Below are 14464 nucleotides of genomic sequence, written 5' to 3'. Positions count from 1 at the left end.
TGATAAAGGCAGTATCGGTCAAATCATGAGGTGATCTTTGAGCTCTTCCGCCCCATTCCTGAATCCTTCTGAGGCAGCCAAGCGGCTCGGCGTCTCCACCAAGGCCCTGCGCCTTTATGAGCAGCGCGGTTTGTTGACCCCAACTCGGAACGCCATCGGTTGGCGATCCTACGGTCCCCAAGAAATGGCCCGTGGTGCAGAGATCGTGGCTTTGCGCGAGCTTGGCCTCAGCCTTGCTCAAGTTGCGTGCGTGCTGGAAGGCGACGCCGAGGGACTGGAAACTGCTTTGGCTGCGCATCAAACAACACTCGAAGGTCGCGTGCGTCAGCTTGTGGACACTGTTGAGAAGATCCGTGGTGTCCGAGCCGATCTCGCCCGGGGACAGACGCCGACGGTCGGCGAGCTGACACGCCTGCTGGAACCAGCTGCGGGATTCAGCATCGAATTCGAACTTCCCTGGCCGTGGGGTGGTGAACTGTTCGAGTTGCACGACATGCGGCCGCTGAACTACATCGTCGGCCCGCTGGGCAGCGGCAAGACCCGTCTGGCCTTGCGCTTGGCCGAAATTCTGCCGGGCGCTGCATTCTTGGGGCTGGAACGGTCGGACAACGTTGACACGGCGGCGCGGATGGATGGCAACCCGGCCCTGAAGTCACGGCTCGCTCAAGCAATGGCATGGCTGATTGACGATGGCGCGACGGGTTCCGATGCATTGATCGCTTTGATGGCGGCACTGGAAGCCGAAGGCCCGGCTATCCTGATCGTCGACATGGTCGAGCAGGGCCTGGACCATGCCACGCAGCAGGCTGTCATCACTCATCTGCGCCGTCGTGGGTCTCATGCTCGCCCACTCTTCCTACTCACGCGCTCACGTGTGATCCTGGACTTGGCCGCCGTAGGAACTGACGAGTCGATCATCCTCTGCCCCGCCAATCACAGCCCACCCATTCGAGTCGCCCCCCACCCAGGCGCTCCCGGATACGAGGCCGTCGCAACCTGCCTCGCATCCCCTGAAGTGCGGGCGCGGACGCAGGGCGTCATCGCTTGGCGACCACAGGCAGGGTGAGAGCTCCGCAACGCGTCCGTGCTCCGAACGGCGTCAGTCGGACAAGAACGGGCTTCGCCAGAGAGACAGGGATAAGAGTTGATGGCGCAATCTGCGTGGAGCATCATGAGGCGACCATGCGCGACTCGCCAAATCGCCGTGGGATAGTTCTCTGAAAGCTACTCCAAGGAGACACGCATGACCGAACAAGAAGCCAATGTACAAGTTCTGCGCGAGGGTTACGCCCTCTGGAACGGTTCCAAAGCCACGAGTGCGCAGTACTGGATGAGTTTGATTTCTGACGACGTACGTTGGCGCTCGCTGGGCGCTGGCGCAGCAGGTGCTGAGTTCACGGAAGAATGCTCTTCCAAGGGCGAAGTCCAGCGCTACTTCGAACGGATGGGCGAACAGTGGAAGCTGCTCAATTACTCAGCGGACGAGTTCGTCGCCCAAGGCGACCGCGTGGTGATGCTTGGTAGTTGCGAATGGGAGCACCGGCAGACCGGGAAAAAGGTGCATTCCCCAAAGGTGGACGTCTTGCGTTTTCGTGACGGAAAGATCGTCGAATTCATGGAGTACTACGACACCGCGGCCGTCGCAGAAGCCATGAAGTAGAGGAGCCCTAAACAACCGAGCGGAATACATTCCGAAGGGCTTATGTGGGCGCCTCCAGCTACCCTCTGCTCCGAACTTCATGCACATCCATCGCCACCTCCTGCCCTTCTGGCTGCTCATCTGGGCCACACATTGCTTTTCTTCTTCGGGCATCGAGGACATGCGTTCCAACGATGCGGTGCATGGCTTGTATGAGATCCGGGAGGAAGCCCGCCGGTTCATGGTGCAGGAGAACTCGACGCATCCGGGCAGCGAATGGGAGGCCGGCGACCCGAACCTGAAAGTACTCGTTCCCAGATGTGCCGTGCCCCTGAAGGCGCGGTGGCATGAAATCTGGTTCGATGTTGTCAGGGGCGGCGAACTGGTGCGACGCAGCCGCCGGGTGATTGCGGTGGTGTGCGCCCAAGCCGTGAGTCCTCCGAAGACATGGGACGTGCATGTCCCGGTGGATCAACGCCGGCCGACATACGGCAGCGCGAACAAGTACAAGCCGCTGAACAGCAGCAAGAAGAGCGGCAGCAACGGCGAATAGGTGACCCAAGGGGGCGGCTCTCCCCAGGCGCGGACGGCGAAGTTGGCGAGCACGGTGAGCGTGAAGGCCATGGACAGCCAGCGGTGGGTCTGCCGGACCCAGTTGTTGTTCCAGTTCAAGGCGATCTCCTCAGCCGCGCCCCTGGATCATCTTCCAGCCGTTTCCCGACGGATCGCGAAAGCCGGCGTCCACGGTACCGAAGCGGTCCACCGGCTCCTGCGTGAACTCCACCCCCGCGGCAAGCATGCGCTCGTAGGCAGCGCGGCAATCGGCCACCGTCAGCACGAGCGGCGGCATCGCGCCCTTGGCCACGAGGGCGCGCAGCGCCTGCGCCGTCGCCGCGTCGAGCACCGGCGGCCCGGGCGTGAAAAGGCCGAGCTGGAACGACGGCTGCTCCGGGTGCTGCACCGTGAGCCAGCGATAGTCGCCGTTCTTCACGTCCGTATGGACGCGGAAACCGAGCTTCTCCACATAAAACGCCAGCGCCTCGTCTTGATCGCGCACATACAAACCGACGACTTCAATGCCCTCTTTCATGGACTCTCCTGTTGTTCGAGCCCGTTTGTACCGTCTGCCGCCTGGCGCCGCTTCTCCGAAACTGCGGTCGTGAGGTCGGGCCGGCGCGCGGCGTTGGCGATGCAGACGGGCACGCGGCCGATCTCGTGCGCCGCCAGCTTCCCGTGCGAGCGGACCGCGCTCGGGCTGTTGCCGGTGATGTCGCGGAAGGTGCGCCCGAAGGTGCCCAGGCTCGCCCAGCCGGTGTCGAAGGCGATGTCGGTGATGGGCAGGTCGGTTTCGCGCAGCAGCGCCATCGCGCGCTCGATGCGCCGCGTGAGCAGGTAGCGGTGCGGCGGGATGCCAAAGGCCTGCTTGAACGACCGTGCAAAGTGAGCCTCGGACACGCCGCTCACCTGCGCCAGCCGCCCGACGGGCCACTCCTCGTGCGATGCGGCGTCCATCCAGTCCTTGGCGCGCAGCAGCCGGCGCAGCAGATCGGGGTCCTGAGTGGCAGGGCTCGCACTCATGCGGGCTCGCGCGGGCTCGCGTTTTCAATCAGACCTGCAACGGCCATGTGTCAGAAGGCTCGCAGCGCTCGGGTTTCCGAGGGCCGCTCGCCAAAGCGGGTTCGGTACTGCGCCGCAAAGTGGCCCATGTGAAGAAAGCCATATTTTTGCGCAACGTCGCGCACGCCGCCATGGCCCGGCACCCGCAACTCGGCGCGCACCTTGTCCAGGCGCAGCTCGCGCAGGAATTCCATCGGGCCCAGGCCCGCATGCTGGCGAAACGCCAGCTGTAGCGCACGCGCGCTGCAACCGGCTTCGCGGCACACGTCGGCCAGCGACAAGGGTTGCTCGACATGCGCCGCCATGTATTCCTGTGCCCTGCGGACCACGCGCGGCAGCAGGCTGCGCTGGGCGTCGCCGGCCAGGGCGCGCGAGTGGTTGTGCCCCGCCGACATCAAGAGGCTGGCCATCAGGTACTCCTCGGCATGCTCGGCCAGGCGACTGCCGGCCTGCAGTGCGGTGCCGGCGTCGAGCGTGAGCCGCAGATAGTCGATGAAGTGCACCATCGGCGCGAGGGCGGGGTTGTCGAGCGGCACCCCGAGGTCGAACACCAGCGGCTGCCTGACGGGCGCCTGGAGCAAGGCTTCGAGCCGGGAGAGCAGCGCGGAGCGCGCCAGCCGCACGATCAGGTGCGGGCTGTCGTCGGCCCAGCGCATCGACAGCGGCTCGGTCGGTGAAGGCAGCGAGGCAAGGCGAGGCGTCGCGTCCACATGCTGCGCGCCGCAGCGGATCTCGGCACCGCCGCGCAACGGAATTTGCAACAGGAAGAAATCCTGCAGGTATCCGGGGTCGATCTGCACGCCGGGGCCGTACTGCACATAGTTGAGGCTCACGTCTCGATGGAGGCGCGCGCTGTGATGGCAGGCATCGAGCTCGGTGCGGGGCCGCAGCATGACCAGCCCGTGCGGGCAGAACACGCGCGCCACGCTTTCGCGGGCCTCGTCCATGTCGTGGCTCTCGAAAAGCCGGTAACGCTGCAGCGGCAGCGGTGGAGTCGTGGCGGTTTCCATGGGGCCAAGGCACCCTAGCAAAAACCATCCCCGGCCACAATTCGGACCAGCCCTCGACAAAAACCTGCGCGCCAGGGACACGGCCTTGCGTTTGCGGGATTCGCCGAAGGCGTGCTCCCTCATAACGTTCGCTCCACAGGCCGACCCGGCCTGCCCGATCAACCGAGGAGAGCAAGCGTCATGTTCAAGGGACTCGAAGGCAGGAGCGCCATCGTCACCGGTGGCTCCACGCTGATAGGCGCCGGCGTGGTGCGCGCGATGCACGCGGCCGGCGTGAAGGTCGTCATTGCCGACATCGACGCCGCCAACGGCCAGGCGCTGGCGGATTCGCTCGGCGCCGGCGTGCACTTCGTGCGCACCGACATCACCGACGACGCGCAGGTGCAGGCATGCGTGGCGCAGGCGGCCACGCGGCACGGCGACGTGCACTTTCTCGTCAACCTGGCGTGCTCCTACCTGGACGACGGCTTCAAGTCGCCGCGCGCCGACTGGCTTGCTTCGTTCAACGTGAACGTGGCGAGCGCCGTGGCCATGCTGCAGGCGGTGCACCCGCACATGGTGGCGGCGGGCGGCGGGGCGGTGGTCAATTTCACGAGCATCTCCTCGCGCGTGGCGCAGACGGGGCGCTGGCTCTATCCGGTGAGCAAGGCCGCCATGGCGCAGCTCACCCGCAGCATGGCGATGGACCTGGCGCCGGACCGCATCCGCGTGAACAGCGTGTCGCCAGGCTGGACATGGTCGGCCGTGATGGACCGCCTCAGCGGCGGCGACCGCGCCAAGACCGATCGCGTGGCCGCGCCCTTCCATCTGCTCGGCCGCGTCGGCGATCCGGACGAGGTGGCGCAGGTGGTGCTGTTCCTGTGCTCGGACCATGCGAGCTTCGTGACCGGTTCCGATTACGCGGTGGACGGCGGCTATGCCGCCATGGGGCCCGAGCAGGCCGTGCCCGCCATTCCCAAGTTGATGGACTAGCTCCGAACGGAGCATCAAGGAGCAAGCAATGAAGCGTATCGCCATCGTCGGCGCGGGCCAGTCGGGCCTGCAACTGGGTCTCGGACTGCTCGCCGCAGGCTACGAGGTCACGATGTTCAGCAACCGCACGGGCGAGGACATCCGTCGCGGCAAGGTCATGTCCAGCCAGTGCATGTTCCACACCTCGCTGCAGATCGAGCGCGACCTGGGCCTGGACCTCTGGGCGCAGGACTGCCCCACAGTGGACGGCATCGGGCTGGCCGTGCCGCACCCCGAGCAAAAGGGCGCCAGGGCCATCGATTGGACCGCGCGGCTGAATTCGAGCGCGCAGTCGGTCGACCAGCGCGTGAAGATTCCGGCCTGGATGGACCTGTTCCAGAAGAAGGGCGGCGAACTCGTCTTCAAGGACGTGGGCATCGACGAACTCGAGGCCTGCACCCAAAGCCACGACCTCACGCTGGTTGCCAGCGGCAAGGGCGAGATCTCGAAGCTCTTCGAGCGCGACGCCCACAAATCCAGCTTCGACAAGCCGCAGCGCGCATTGGCACTGACCTATGTGAAGGGCATGGCGCCACGCGAGCCTTTCTCCGCGGTGTCTTTCAACCTCATTCCGGGCGTGGGCGAATATTTCGTGTTCCCGGCGCTGACCACGACCGGGCCTTGCGAGATCATGGTGTTCGAGGGTGTGCCGGGCGGCCCGATGGATTGCTGGGCGGACGTGAAGACGCCGCAGGAGCATCTCGCGCGCAGCCAATGGATTCTGGGCACCTTCACCCCATGGGAAGCAGAGCGCTGTACGGACATCGAGCTGACCGACGACAACGGCATCCTCGCGGGCCGCTTCGCGCCGACGGTGCGCAAGCCGGTCGCCACGTTGCCCTCGGGGCGCCGCGTCCTGGGGCTGGCCGATGTGGTGGTGCTCAACGATCCGATCACCGGCCAGGGCTCCAACAATGCAGCCAAGTGCGCCGACACCTATCTGAAGAGCATCCTCGCGCGCGGCAACGGCGCGGCCGATGCGGCGTGGATGCAGCAGACCTTCGACCGCTACTGGTTCGGCTATGCGCAATGGGTCACGCAGTGGACCAACATGCTGCTGGCGCCACCGCCGCCCCATGTGCTCAAGCTGCTCGGCAGCGCCGGCGCCATGCCGCCGCTGGCCAGCGCCTTCGCCAACGGCTTCGACGATCCGCGCACTTTCTTCCCGTGGTTCGCGGATGCCGCGGAAGCGGACCGCTACATCGAAACCTGCGCGGCCGTCGCGTAGCCCGGAGTGAACGCATGACGCAACGCGTGGCCATCGTCGGCGCCGGACAGTCCGGCATGCAGCTCGCGCTCGGCCTGCAGCGCGCGGGGTACGAGGTGACGGTTTTTTCGAACCGCACGGCGAAGGAGATCTTCGAAGGGCCGGTGATGTCCAGCCAGTGCATGTTCGAGACCGCACTGCAGACCGAGCGCGAGCTGGAACTGGACTGGTGGGCGGACGAATGCCCCGCCGTGGAAGGCATCGGCATCGCGGTGCGCAACCCGGAAGGCGGCAAGTCCATCGAGTGGAGCGCGAAGCTCGACGGGCCCGCGCGGTCGGTCGACCAGCGCCTCAAGATCCCAGCCTGGATGGCCGAGTTCGAGAAGCGCGGCGGTCGGCTGGTGCTGCAGGACGTCGGGCTCGACGCGCTCGAAGCCTGCGCCGCGGCGCACGATCTCGTCGTCGTCGCCAGTGGCAAGGGCGAGATTTCGCAACTGTTCGAGCGCGACACCGGGCGCTCGCCATTCGACCAGCCCCAGCGCGCGTTGGCGCTCACCTATGTGAAGGGAATGAAGCCCGCCCTGCCCCATGCGCGCGTGTGCTTCAACCTGATTCCGGGCGTGGGCGAATACTTCGTGTTCCCGGCGCTGACCACGACGGGGCCTTGCGAGATCATGGTGTTCGAGGGTGTGCCGGGCGGCCCGATGGATTGCTGGGCGGACGTGAAGACGCCGCAGGAGCATCTCGCGCGCAGCAAGCGGATCCTCGACACCTTCCTGCCCTGGGAAGCCGAGCGCTGCACGGACATCGAACTGACCGACGACAACGGTGTCCTCGCGGGCCGCTTCGCGCCCACGGTGCGCAAGCCGGTGGCCACGCTGCCTTCGGGGCGCCATGTGCTGGGCCTGGCGGACGCGGTGGTGCTCAACGACCCGATCACCGGCCAGGGCGCCAACAATGCAGCCAAGTGCGCCGACATCTACCTGAAACGGATCCTCGAACACGGCGATGCACCGTTCGACGCGGCGTGGATGCAGGAGACCTTCGACCGCTACTGGGAAGGCTATGCCCGCTGGGCCACCTCCTGGACCCACAGCCTGCTCGCGCCGCCAAAGCCGCACCTGCACAAGCTGCTGCAAAGCGCCACCCACGTACCCGCGGTGGCGAGCACCATCGCCAACGGCTTCGATGACCCGCGCGTTTTCGCACCGTGGTGGTTCGATGCCGCCGAGGCAGACCGCTTCCTGGAAACCCGGGCGCGCGAGGCGGCCTGCGACCGCTTCGACCGGCGCGACTTCCGCAAGGCGCTCGGACAGTTCACCACCGGCGTGACCGTCATCACCACCCGTTCCATCGACGGGCGCCGCGTGGGCATGACCGCCAATTCGTTCTCGTCGGTCTCGCTGGATCCGCCGCTGGTGCTGTGGAGCCTGGCCCGGCAGGCACCGAGCGTGGCCGACTTCACCGGCGCCAGCCATTTCGCGATCAACGTGCTCGCGGCGCACCAGCATCACCTGTCGCGGCAGTTCTCCACACCGCAGGCGGACAAGTTCTGCGGCGTGGAATGCTGCGATGGCACGGGCGGCGTGCCGCTGCTGGATGGCGCCATCGCCCGGTTCGTCTGCCGCAACGTGAAGCAGTACGATGGCGGCGACCATCTGATCTTCATCGGCGAGGTCGAGCGCTACGACCGCTTCGACGGCGAGCCGCTGGTCTTTCATTCGGGCTACTACCAAGTCACGACGCGGCACCCGGAGTGTGCGCAATGAGCGCGTGGCCCGCACCATACAACCCTCGAACGGAGCACTTCACATGCAGGAAAAAGCACCCGGCGCCACGCCCCGAATCCGCATCCCGGCCACCGACGGCAGCGGCAGTTTCAGCGGCTACCTTGCCGTGCCGCGCTCGGGCAGCGGCCCGGGCCTGGTGCTCGCGCAGGAGATCTTCGGCGTGAACGCAACGATGCGCGAGGTGGCCGACTACTACGCCGAGGAAGGCTACGTGGTGCTGGTGCCCGACCTGTTCTGGCGCCAGCAGCCCGACGTCGAACTCGGCTACTCGCCGGACGACTGGCAGCGCGCATTCGCGCTGTACCAGGGCTTTGACGAGGCACGAGGCATGGAAGACATCCAGGCGTCCATCAACGCGTTGCGCCAGCGGCCCGAAGTCCGGGACGCCAAAGTCGGCGTGCTCGGTTTCTGCCTGGGCGGCAAGCTGGCCTACCTGGCGGCGTGCCGCACCGATGCGGACGTCGCCGTCGGCTACTACGGCGTGGGCATCGATGCGGCGCTGGACGAGGCCGACAACATCCGCTGCCGGCTCGCCCTGCATCTGGCCGAGCTCGACGGCTTCTGCCCGCCCGAGGCGCGCGAACGCATCGTGCAGACGCTGCGCGGCCGGCCGAACGTCGAGGTGCATGTGTACCCGGGTGTCGACCATGCCTTTGCACGGACGGGCGGCGAGCACTACCACCGCCCTTCGGCGCTCATGGCCCACGAGCGCAGCATCGCCGCGCTCAAGTCGGCCATCGGCCCGCACCACGACCTGGCCGCGCTCTGGGACAAGCACTGCGAATACGAGTTCGGCACGCGCAATGTCGACGACACCATGCAAACGATGGTGCCCGAACCCTATGTCAACCACATTCCGACCATGACCGGCGGCGTGGGCTACAAGGCGCTGCACCACTTCTACACGAATCACTTCGTCAACAGCAATCCGCCCGATACCTCCCTGGTGCCGGTCTCGCGCACCGTCGGCGCCACGCAAGTGGTCGACGAGATGCTGTTCTGCTTCACGCACACCACGGAAATTCCGTGGATGCTGCCGGGCGTTCCTCCGACCGGAAAGCGGGTGGAAATTCCGTTGCTGGCGGTGGTCAAGTTCCGCGGCGACAAGCTCTACCACGAGCACATCTACTGGGACCAGGCCAGCGTGCTGGTGCAGGTGGGCCTGCTCGATCCGAAACTGCTGCCGGTGGCCGGCATCGAGACGGCGCGCAAGCTGCTGGACGAGACGCTGCCGTCGAACGGCTTGCTGCAGCGATGAGCGCACGCCCTGTCGGTTAGGCCGCCTGCCGCAGGGACGCCCGCGCACACGCCAGGAACGGCTCGATCAAGGGGCTCTGCCAGTCGCTGCGCCAGCAGGCGGCGATGTCCATCTTTGCGTCGACGTTGCGCAAGGGCCTGAACACCACGCCCGGCGGCCGGCCGATGCGCGCGCAGGCGGGCAAGATGGCCACGCCCCTGCCCGCCAGCACGAGCGCCAGCGCCGACACCATGGTTTCCACGCGCTGCGCGATCGGCATGCTCACATCGTGCCGCCTGAGCATCGAAGCGATGATGGATTTGTCGACGTCGCCATCGGGCACGGGGAGCCCGATGAGGGGCATGCCTGACAGCCGCGCCAGTGGAATGCTGGCCATCCGGGCCAAGGGCGAATCCGCGCGCACGGCCAGCATCAAGGGCTGGGTGCCGATGCGCTCGACCGCGATGCCTGCATGGGCGATGGGCGGAATGCAGATGGCCACGGACACTTGCGAATCGGTGATGGCCGAGACGTTGTTGGCGGCATTGAGCTCCAGGTACTGGATCTCCACGTCCGGCAGCTTCGCGCGCAGCGCGTTCTCCAGGCGCGGCAGCACCAGGTAGGAAAGCACGACCATGGTGCCGACCGTGAGCCGTCCCCGGCTGCCCGAGCCGATGGCGCGCGCGGCGTCGAATCCTTCATTGGCAAGCAGCAGCGCTTCCTTCGCACGCTGGAAGAGCGCATTGCCGGCGTCGGTGATTTCCATGCCGCGCGCCGCCCTGCGAAACAGCGGCGTGCCCACCGCCGCCTCCAGATTCTTGATGTGAACCGACAGCGGCGGCTGGGCCATGTTGAGCCGGCGCGCCGCCTTGCCGACGCTGCGTTCCTCGGCGACAGCCACGAAGTAGCGGAGCGTTCTGAAGTCTGGTGCTGCCATACGCTGTGCATATGCCTTTTCGAGAAAACAGTATTGGACTCGATGTTGTAGCGCATCAATCATTTGCACCATGAAAAACTTTCCTCGTCTTCCGCCATCCGAAATCTGCGAGATGTCCGCCGCGGCGATGCGCACCCTCGTCGCCCAGCGGAAGCTCTCGCCGGTGGAGATCGTCGAAGAAGTACTGCGCCGCGCCGACGCGGTCCAGCCGCACCTGAACTGCTTCATCACGCTTTGCCACGAACAGGCGATGGCAGAGGCCAGGGCCGCCGAAGCCGCGCTGATGAAGGGCGAGGCGTTCGGCCTGCTGCACGGACTGCCCTTCACGGTAAAAGACATCGTCGACACGGCGAACGTGAGGACGACCTACGGCTCGGTGCTGCATCGCGACCACGTGCCCACGCAGGACGCGGTGGCCGTGGCGCGCATGCGCGAGGCGGGCGGCATCCTGATCGGCAAGACGACCACGTCCGAATTTGGCGCCAAGTGCCTGACCGATGCGCCACTCTTCGGAAACACGCGCAACGCATGGGATGCAACGCGCACCAGTGGCGGCTCGAGCGGCGGTGCGGCCTCGTCCATCGCGGCCGGTGTCGCGCCCCTGGCCATCGCCACCGACGGCGGCGGCTCGACGCGCATTCCCGCCGCATGCAACGGCGTCGTCGGCTTGAAGCAGAGCCTGGGCGTGGTGCCCCACAGCCAGGTACAGGATGCCTTCGGCAACTACACCTACGTGACGCCCACCACGCGCAACGTGGCCGACACGGCGCTCATGCTGCAGGCCATGACGGGTGCCCATGGGTCCGACCCGTGGTCGCTGGGCGTGCCGGCGCAGCGCTACTTCGACGCGCTGCAGCCCGCCGGCGATCTTCGCGGAAAGCGGATTCTGTATTCCGCGAGGCTCGAGGGGCGACCGATCTCCGCCGACGTTGCCGCAGCCTTCGAAGCCGCGCTTGCCACGCTGCGTTCGATGGGCGCGCAACTCGAAGAGATGTCGGGTGAGGGCTATGACGTGGAGCCGGTGTGGCGGGTCATCAACCACACCAGCTGGCGCGGCCGCTTCGCGCCGCTGGCCGAAGCACATGCCAGCGAGTTGAGCCCGTCGCTGCTGCAGCAGCTCGCGCTCGCGGAGCACGTCGACGGGGTCGCCTTCCAGCAGGCCATGTTTGCCAGGACCGCGCTCTTTCGCAAGATCCAGGCCCAGTTGGAGACCCACGACTTCATCTTCACGCCCACCCTCTCGCGCACCGCCCTGCCGATCGACCAGGACCTGTTCGGCAGCATCGAGATCGATGGCGAAGCGTATGCCGAGGTGCGGCCGAACTGGTTTCCGTGGACGATGCCCTTCAACCTCACGGGCCACCCCGCCATCAGCCTGCCGTGCGGCGCAGGCCGTGATGGCCTGCCCATCGGCATGCAGCTGGTCGGCCGCTTTCGCGAGGATCTGGAGCTGCTGCAGGCCGCGGCGTCTTTCGAAGCCACGCACCGGCCCGCTCACGCGCTGCCCGCCCTCGCCTTCTGAGTTCGCCCCTTCCCTTCCATCTCAACTTTGAAGGTACTCCCACCATGGCCTCGTTCCTCAAGACACTTTTCCTCGGTGCGTCGATCGCCTTGATCGGCGCCGCCGCGCATGCCGACAACAACGCGCCCATCCGGCTGATCATCGGCGTTCCGCCGGGTGGCGCCCTCGACAACCTGGCGCGCTCGCTGGCCGAGGATTTGCGCACCACGCTCAAGGAGCCCGTGCTGGTGGAGAGCCGGCCCGGCGCCTCGACCCGGATTTCCATCGAGGCCGTCAAGACCGCACGGCCCGATGGCCGCACGATCCTGATCGGCGCCACACCGCCTTTCGTCCTCTTTCCGATGACCTATGCGCGGCTGAACTATGACGTCGACAAGGATTTCATACCTGTCGCGCACCTGGCGAATGTGCCCTGCGTCGTTTCCGCCGGCGCAGATCAGCCGTTCAAGACGATTCCCGAGTACGTGGCCTGGATCAAGAAGAATCCTGCCAACGCAAGCGTGGGACTGACCAACCTCGGAGGCGGGCTGCACTTCAGCGTGCTGCAGTTGTCCAAGGCCGTCGGTGTACCGCTCACGCCGGTCACTTACAAAGGGGGTGCGCCGCTCGCGACAGACATCATCGGAAACCATGTGCCGATGGGCACCGACGCGCTGGCCAGCCAGCTCGAACTCCACCGCGCGGGCAAGTTGCGGATCCTGGGCGTCGCAGGCACCAAGCGCTTGAGTTGGCTGCCCGACGTTCCGACGATCAAGGAGTCGGGCTATGACGCCTTCGACCGCGCCAATGCCGCCTATGCCGCATTCGTGCCGGCGGGGACGCCGAAGGAGGTGGTCGCGAAGCTGGAGACGGCCCTTCTTGCCGCAATGCGCAATCCGCAAGTGCGCGGACAAGTCGATCGCATGGGCCTCGAGCCGACCGGGCTCCCGGGCGCGGAACTGAAGCGCATCATGGCCGAGGATCGGGTGTACTGGCGCCCCATCGTCCAGGCATCGGGGTTCAAGAGCGAAGACTGAAATCGATGACCGATGACGCAGACAGGGTGGGCTGGGCGGTGCTCGTCGCCGCCAGCCTGGGCGCGCTGCTGTGTTTCCTCAATCTCAGCGCACTCAATGTCGCGCTGCCTGCCGTGGCGCGGAGCCTGCATGCGTCGCCCACGCAGGCGAGCTGGATCCTGCTGTCCTACATGCTGGTCAGCACCGTCTGCATCCTGAGCTTTGGGCGCTTGGCCGATCTCTGGGGACGGCGCCAACTGTTCCTCGCGGGACTGGGGCTTTTCGTGATCGCCTGCGCGGCATGCGCCCTGGCACCCACTGCGGAGCTGATGCTCGCGAGCCGCACAGGCCAGGCCATCGGCGCGGCCGGTGTCATGGCCAACGCCAGCGCATTGGTGAGCGATGCGTTCGGCCGCCGCAAGATGGGGCTGGCACTCGGCGTACTCGCCATGGTCGCGGCCCTGGCCCAGGTCGTGGGTCCGCTGGCGGGCGGCTTCGTCGTGTCGTGGTGGGGCTGGCGCGCGCTCTTCATGCTCAACGTGCCCATCGGGCTTGGCGTGCTGGCGTGGGCATGGAAGGTCCTGCCCCGAAGTGCGGCCGCCCCGCCCGAGCGCTTCGACCTGGCGGGCGCGGCGCTTTCCCTTGTCGGCATCGGATGCGTAACCTATGCACTCTCGATGGCGGGCAGCCGCGGATGGACGAGCACGCCGGTGTGGACGTTCATGCTCGCGGGGCTTTGCGCCATCGGGCTTTTCTCCGGCATCCAGATGCGCGCGGCCAGTCCGTTGGTCGACCCGTCTCTGTTCCGGGACCCGGGTCGCCGGACCGCCTACGCGGGCATCCTGCTCCTGTCGATGACGCAGGCCGCGCCCCTGCTGCTCGTGGCCTTGTATCTCCAGGCTTGCGCGGGCCTGCAACCCTCGCAGGCGGGCCTGCGCATCGCACCGGTCGCATTCGGCATGCTGATGGCCGCACCGGTGGCGGGCATCCTGCTTCGGCGCTTCAGGCCCGAATCCATCTGCGTGGGCGGCATGCTGCTCGCGGCCTGCGCATTGGCGCTGCTGGCGGCGCTGCTGCAGCCCACGATCGGTGCCGTGCAGCTGGCGCTGTGCCTCTGGGTGCTGGGCCTGGGCATCGGGAGTTTCGTGACGCCGAACAACGCATCGATCCTCCAGAGCGTGGTGCCCCAGCGCCGGGGCATTGCCAACGGCGTCCGGTCGACGCTGCAGAACACCGGCATCATGGTGGGAACCGCGCTGACGCTGAGCGTGGCGATGGCGGGGCTTCCTTCGGGCGCGCAACGCATGATTCTTGGAAACGGCGGCGGCCCGGCACTTTCAAGCGTGGATGCGGCCGCCTTTGGCCGCGGCGCCAGTGCGGCGCTGGCCGTGCTCGCGGCCCTTTGCCTTGCCGGCGCGGCCCTGATCGCGAGGACCCGCCGCCGAACCGGCCAGCCGCAGCTGCCTTCTGCATCGCACGCTTGATGGCGGCGCAGGGTA

15 protein-coding genes are annotated in these 14464 nt (G+C 66.6%); 10 read left to right on the top strand and 5 right to left on the bottom strand.

From position 1 onward, the window contains the following. Positions 1-37: 37 nt before the first annotated feature. The 3 genes from ACAM55_RS27360 (at position 38) to ACAM55_RS27350 (ending at position 2192) form a co-directional block, all read left to right on the top strand. On the top strand, positions 38-1066 hold the full coding sequence (locus ACAM55_RS27360) for a MerR family transcriptional regulator (RefSeq protein WP_369657397.1): 1029 nt from the start codon (positions 38-40) through the stop codon (positions 1064-1066). Between the two features lie 177 nt (positions 1067-1243). After that, on the top strand, positions 1244-1660 hold the full coding sequence (locus ACAM55_RS27355; RefSeq protein ID WP_369657396.1) for a nuclear transport factor 2 family protein: 417 nt from the start codon (positions 1244-1246) through the stop codon (positions 1658-1660). A gap of 160 nt (positions 1661-1820) precedes the next feature. Next, entirely contained in the window at positions 1821-2192 is a 372-nt protein-coding gene (locus tag ACAM55_RS27350) for a hypothetical protein (RefSeq protein ID WP_369657395.1), read from the top strand. Here the strand turns inward: ACAM55_RS27350 and ACAM55_RS27345 are convergent. The 4 genes from ACAM55_RS27345 to ACAM55_RS27330 are packed head-to-tail and all read right to left on the bottom strand — an operon-like array spanning position 2111 to position 4266. Further along, the gene (locus ACAM55_RS27345; RefSeq protein WP_369657394.1) at positions 2111-2311 is read right to left on the bottom strand and encodes a hypothetical protein; all 201 of its coding nucleotides are present in this window, start codon (positions 2309-2311) and stop codon (positions 2111-2113) included. The two genes, ACAM55_RS27350 and ACAM55_RS27345, sit on opposite strands and share 82 nt — an antisense overlap. A gap of 10 nt (positions 2312-2321) precedes the next feature. Beyond that, entirely contained in the window at positions 2322-2729 is a 408-nt protein-coding gene (locus ACAM55_RS27340) for a VOC family protein (protein ID WP_369657393.1), read from the bottom strand. After that, positions 2726-3217: a helix-turn-helix transcriptional regulator gene (locus tag ACAM55_RS27335; RefSeq protein WP_369657392.1), complete on the bottom strand. Its 492-nt coding sequence runs from the start codon at positions 3215-3217 to the stop codon at positions 2726-2728. The genes ACAM55_RS27340 and ACAM55_RS27335 overlap by 4 nt, the downstream gene beginning before the upstream one ends. Positions 3218-3267: 50 nt before the next feature. Then, positions 3268-4266 carry an AraC family transcriptional regulator gene (locus ACAM55_RS27330; RefSeq protein ID WP_369657391.1) on the bottom strand — a complete coding sequence of 333 codons (999 nt, stop codon included), beginning with the start codon at positions 4264-4266 and terminating at the stop codon, positions 3268-3270. Positions 4267-4446: 180 nt separating this feature from the next. Between ACAM55_RS27330 and ACAM55_RS27325 the strand changes: the two genes are divergently transcribed. The 4 genes from ACAM55_RS27325 to ACAM55_RS27310 are packed head-to-tail and all read left to right on the top strand — an operon-like array spanning position 4447 to position 9532. Continuing rightward, positions 4447-5238 (top strand): SDR family oxidoreductase, encoded by a 792-nt coding sequence (locus ACAM55_RS27325; RefSeq protein WP_369657390.1) that lies wholly within the window; start codon positions 4447-4449, stop codon positions 5236-5238. Positions 5239-5266: 28 nt separating this feature from the next. Beyond that, complete coding sequence (locus tag ACAM55_RS27320) at positions 5267-6505, top strand: styrene monooxygenase/indole monooxygenase family protein (protein WP_369657389.1); 1239 nt, start codon at positions 5267-5269, stop codon at positions 6503-6505. 14 nt (positions 6506-6519) lie between these two features. Further along, positions 6520-8253, top strand: coding sequence for a styrene monooxygenase/indole monooxygenase family protein (locus tag ACAM55_RS27315; RefSeq protein WP_369657388.1), 1734 nt, complete (start codon positions 6520-6522; stop codon positions 8251-8253). A 43-nt stretch (positions 8254-8296) separates the two neighbouring features. Continuing rightward, positions 8297-9532, top strand: coding sequence for a dienelactone hydrolase family protein (locus ACAM55_RS27310; protein ID WP_369657387.1), 1236 nt, complete (start codon positions 8297-8299; stop codon positions 9530-9532). 16 nt (positions 9533-9548) lie between these two features. Here the strand turns inward: ACAM55_RS27310 and ACAM55_RS27305 are convergent, their stop codons facing one another. After that, on the bottom strand, positions 9549-10448 hold the full coding sequence (locus ACAM55_RS27305) for a LysR family transcriptional regulator (protein WP_369657386.1): 900 nt from the start codon (positions 10446-10448) through the stop codon (positions 9549-9551). A gap of 112 nt (positions 10449-10560) precedes the next feature. On the opposite strand from ACAM55_RS27305, the gene ACAM55_RS27300 reads away from it, so the two are divergent. From ACAM55_RS27300 to ACAM55_RS27290, 3 genes are read left to right on the top strand one after another with little or no spacing between them, the layout of a single operon-like run. Continuing rightward, entirely contained in the window at positions 10561-11970 is a 1410-nt protein-coding gene (locus tag ACAM55_RS27300; RefSeq protein ID WP_369657385.1) for an amidase, read from the top strand. A 44-nt stretch (positions 11971-12014) separates the two neighbouring features. Then, positions 12015-12986 (top strand): tripartite tricarboxylate transporter substrate-binding protein, encoded by a 972-nt coding sequence (locus tag ACAM55_RS27295; RefSeq protein WP_369657384.1) that lies wholly within the window; start codon positions 12015-12017, stop codon positions 12984-12986. A gap of 5 nt (positions 12987-12991) precedes the next feature. Next, positions 12992-14449: an MFS transporter gene (locus ACAM55_RS27290; RefSeq protein WP_369657383.1), complete on the top strand. Its 1458-nt coding sequence runs from the start codon at positions 12992-12994 to the stop codon at positions 14447-14449. The last annotated feature ends 15 nt before the right edge of the window (positions 14450-14464 follow it).

It is taken from the genome of Variovorax sp. V213 (genome assembly GCF_041154455.1).
Taxonomy (GTDB): Bacteria; Pseudomonadota; Gammaproteobacteria; order Burkholderiales; family Burkholderiaceae_C; genus Variovorax.
This window is presented reverse-complemented; position numbering and strand designations above follow the sequence as displayed.

What these genes read in the sequence shown, in the direction of transcription:
- ACAM55_RS27355 (WP_369657396.1), top strand. Translation starts at nt 1,244, where the DNA reads ATGACCGAACAAGAAGCCAATGTACAAGTTCTGCGCGAGGGTTACGCC.
- ACAM55_RS27350 (WP_369657395.1), top strand. Translation starts at nt 1,821, where the DNA reads ATGCGTTCCAACGATGCGGTGCATGGCTTGTATGAGATCCGGGAGGAA.
- ACAM55_RS27340 (WP_369657393.1), bottom strand. Translation starts at nt 2,729, where the DNA reads ATGAAAGAGGGCATTGAAGTCGTCGGTTTGTATGTGCGCGATCAAGAC.
- ACAM55_RS27335 (WP_369657392.1), bottom strand. Translation starts at nt 3,217, where the DNA reads ATGAGTGCGAGCCCTGCCACTCAGGACCCCGATCTGCTGCGCCGGCTG.
- ACAM55_RS27330 (WP_369657391.1), bottom strand. Translation starts at nt 4,266, where the DNA reads ATGGAAACCGCCACGACTCCACCGCTGCCGCTGCAGCGTTACCGGCTT.
- ACAM55_RS27325 (WP_369657390.1), top strand. Translation starts at nt 4,447, where the DNA reads ATGTTCAAGGGACTCGAAGGCAGGAGCGCCATCGTCACCGGTGGCTCC.
- ACAM55_RS27320 (WP_369657389.1), top strand. Translation starts at nt 5,267, where the DNA reads ATGAAGCGTATCGCCATCGTCGGCGCGGGCCAGTCGGGCCTGCAACTG.
- ACAM55_RS27315 (WP_369657388.1), top strand. Translation starts at nt 6,520, where the DNA reads ATGACGCAACGCGTGGCCATCGTCGGCGCCGGACAGTCCGGCATGCAG.
- ACAM55_RS27310 (WP_369657387.1), top strand. Translation starts at nt 8,297, where the DNA reads ATGCAGGAAAAAGCACCCGGCGCCACGCCCCGAATCCGCATCCCGGCC.
- ACAM55_RS27305 (WP_369657386.1), bottom strand. Translation starts at nt 10,448, where the DNA reads ATGGCAGCACCAGACTTCAGAACGCTCCGCTACTTCGTGGCTGTCGCC.
- ACAM55_RS27300 (WP_369657385.1), top strand. Translation starts at nt 10,561, where the DNA reads ATGTCCGCCGCGGCGATGCGCACCCTCGTCGCCCAGCGGAAGCTCTCG.
- ACAM55_RS27295 (WP_369657384.1), top strand. Translation starts at nt 12,015, where the DNA reads ATGGCCTCGTTCCTCAAGACACTTTTCCTCGGTGCGTCGATCGCCTTG.
- ACAM55_RS27290 (WP_369657383.1), top strand. Translation starts at nt 12,992, where the DNA reads ATGACCGATGACGCAGACAGGGTGGGCTGGGCGGTGCTCGTCGCCGCC.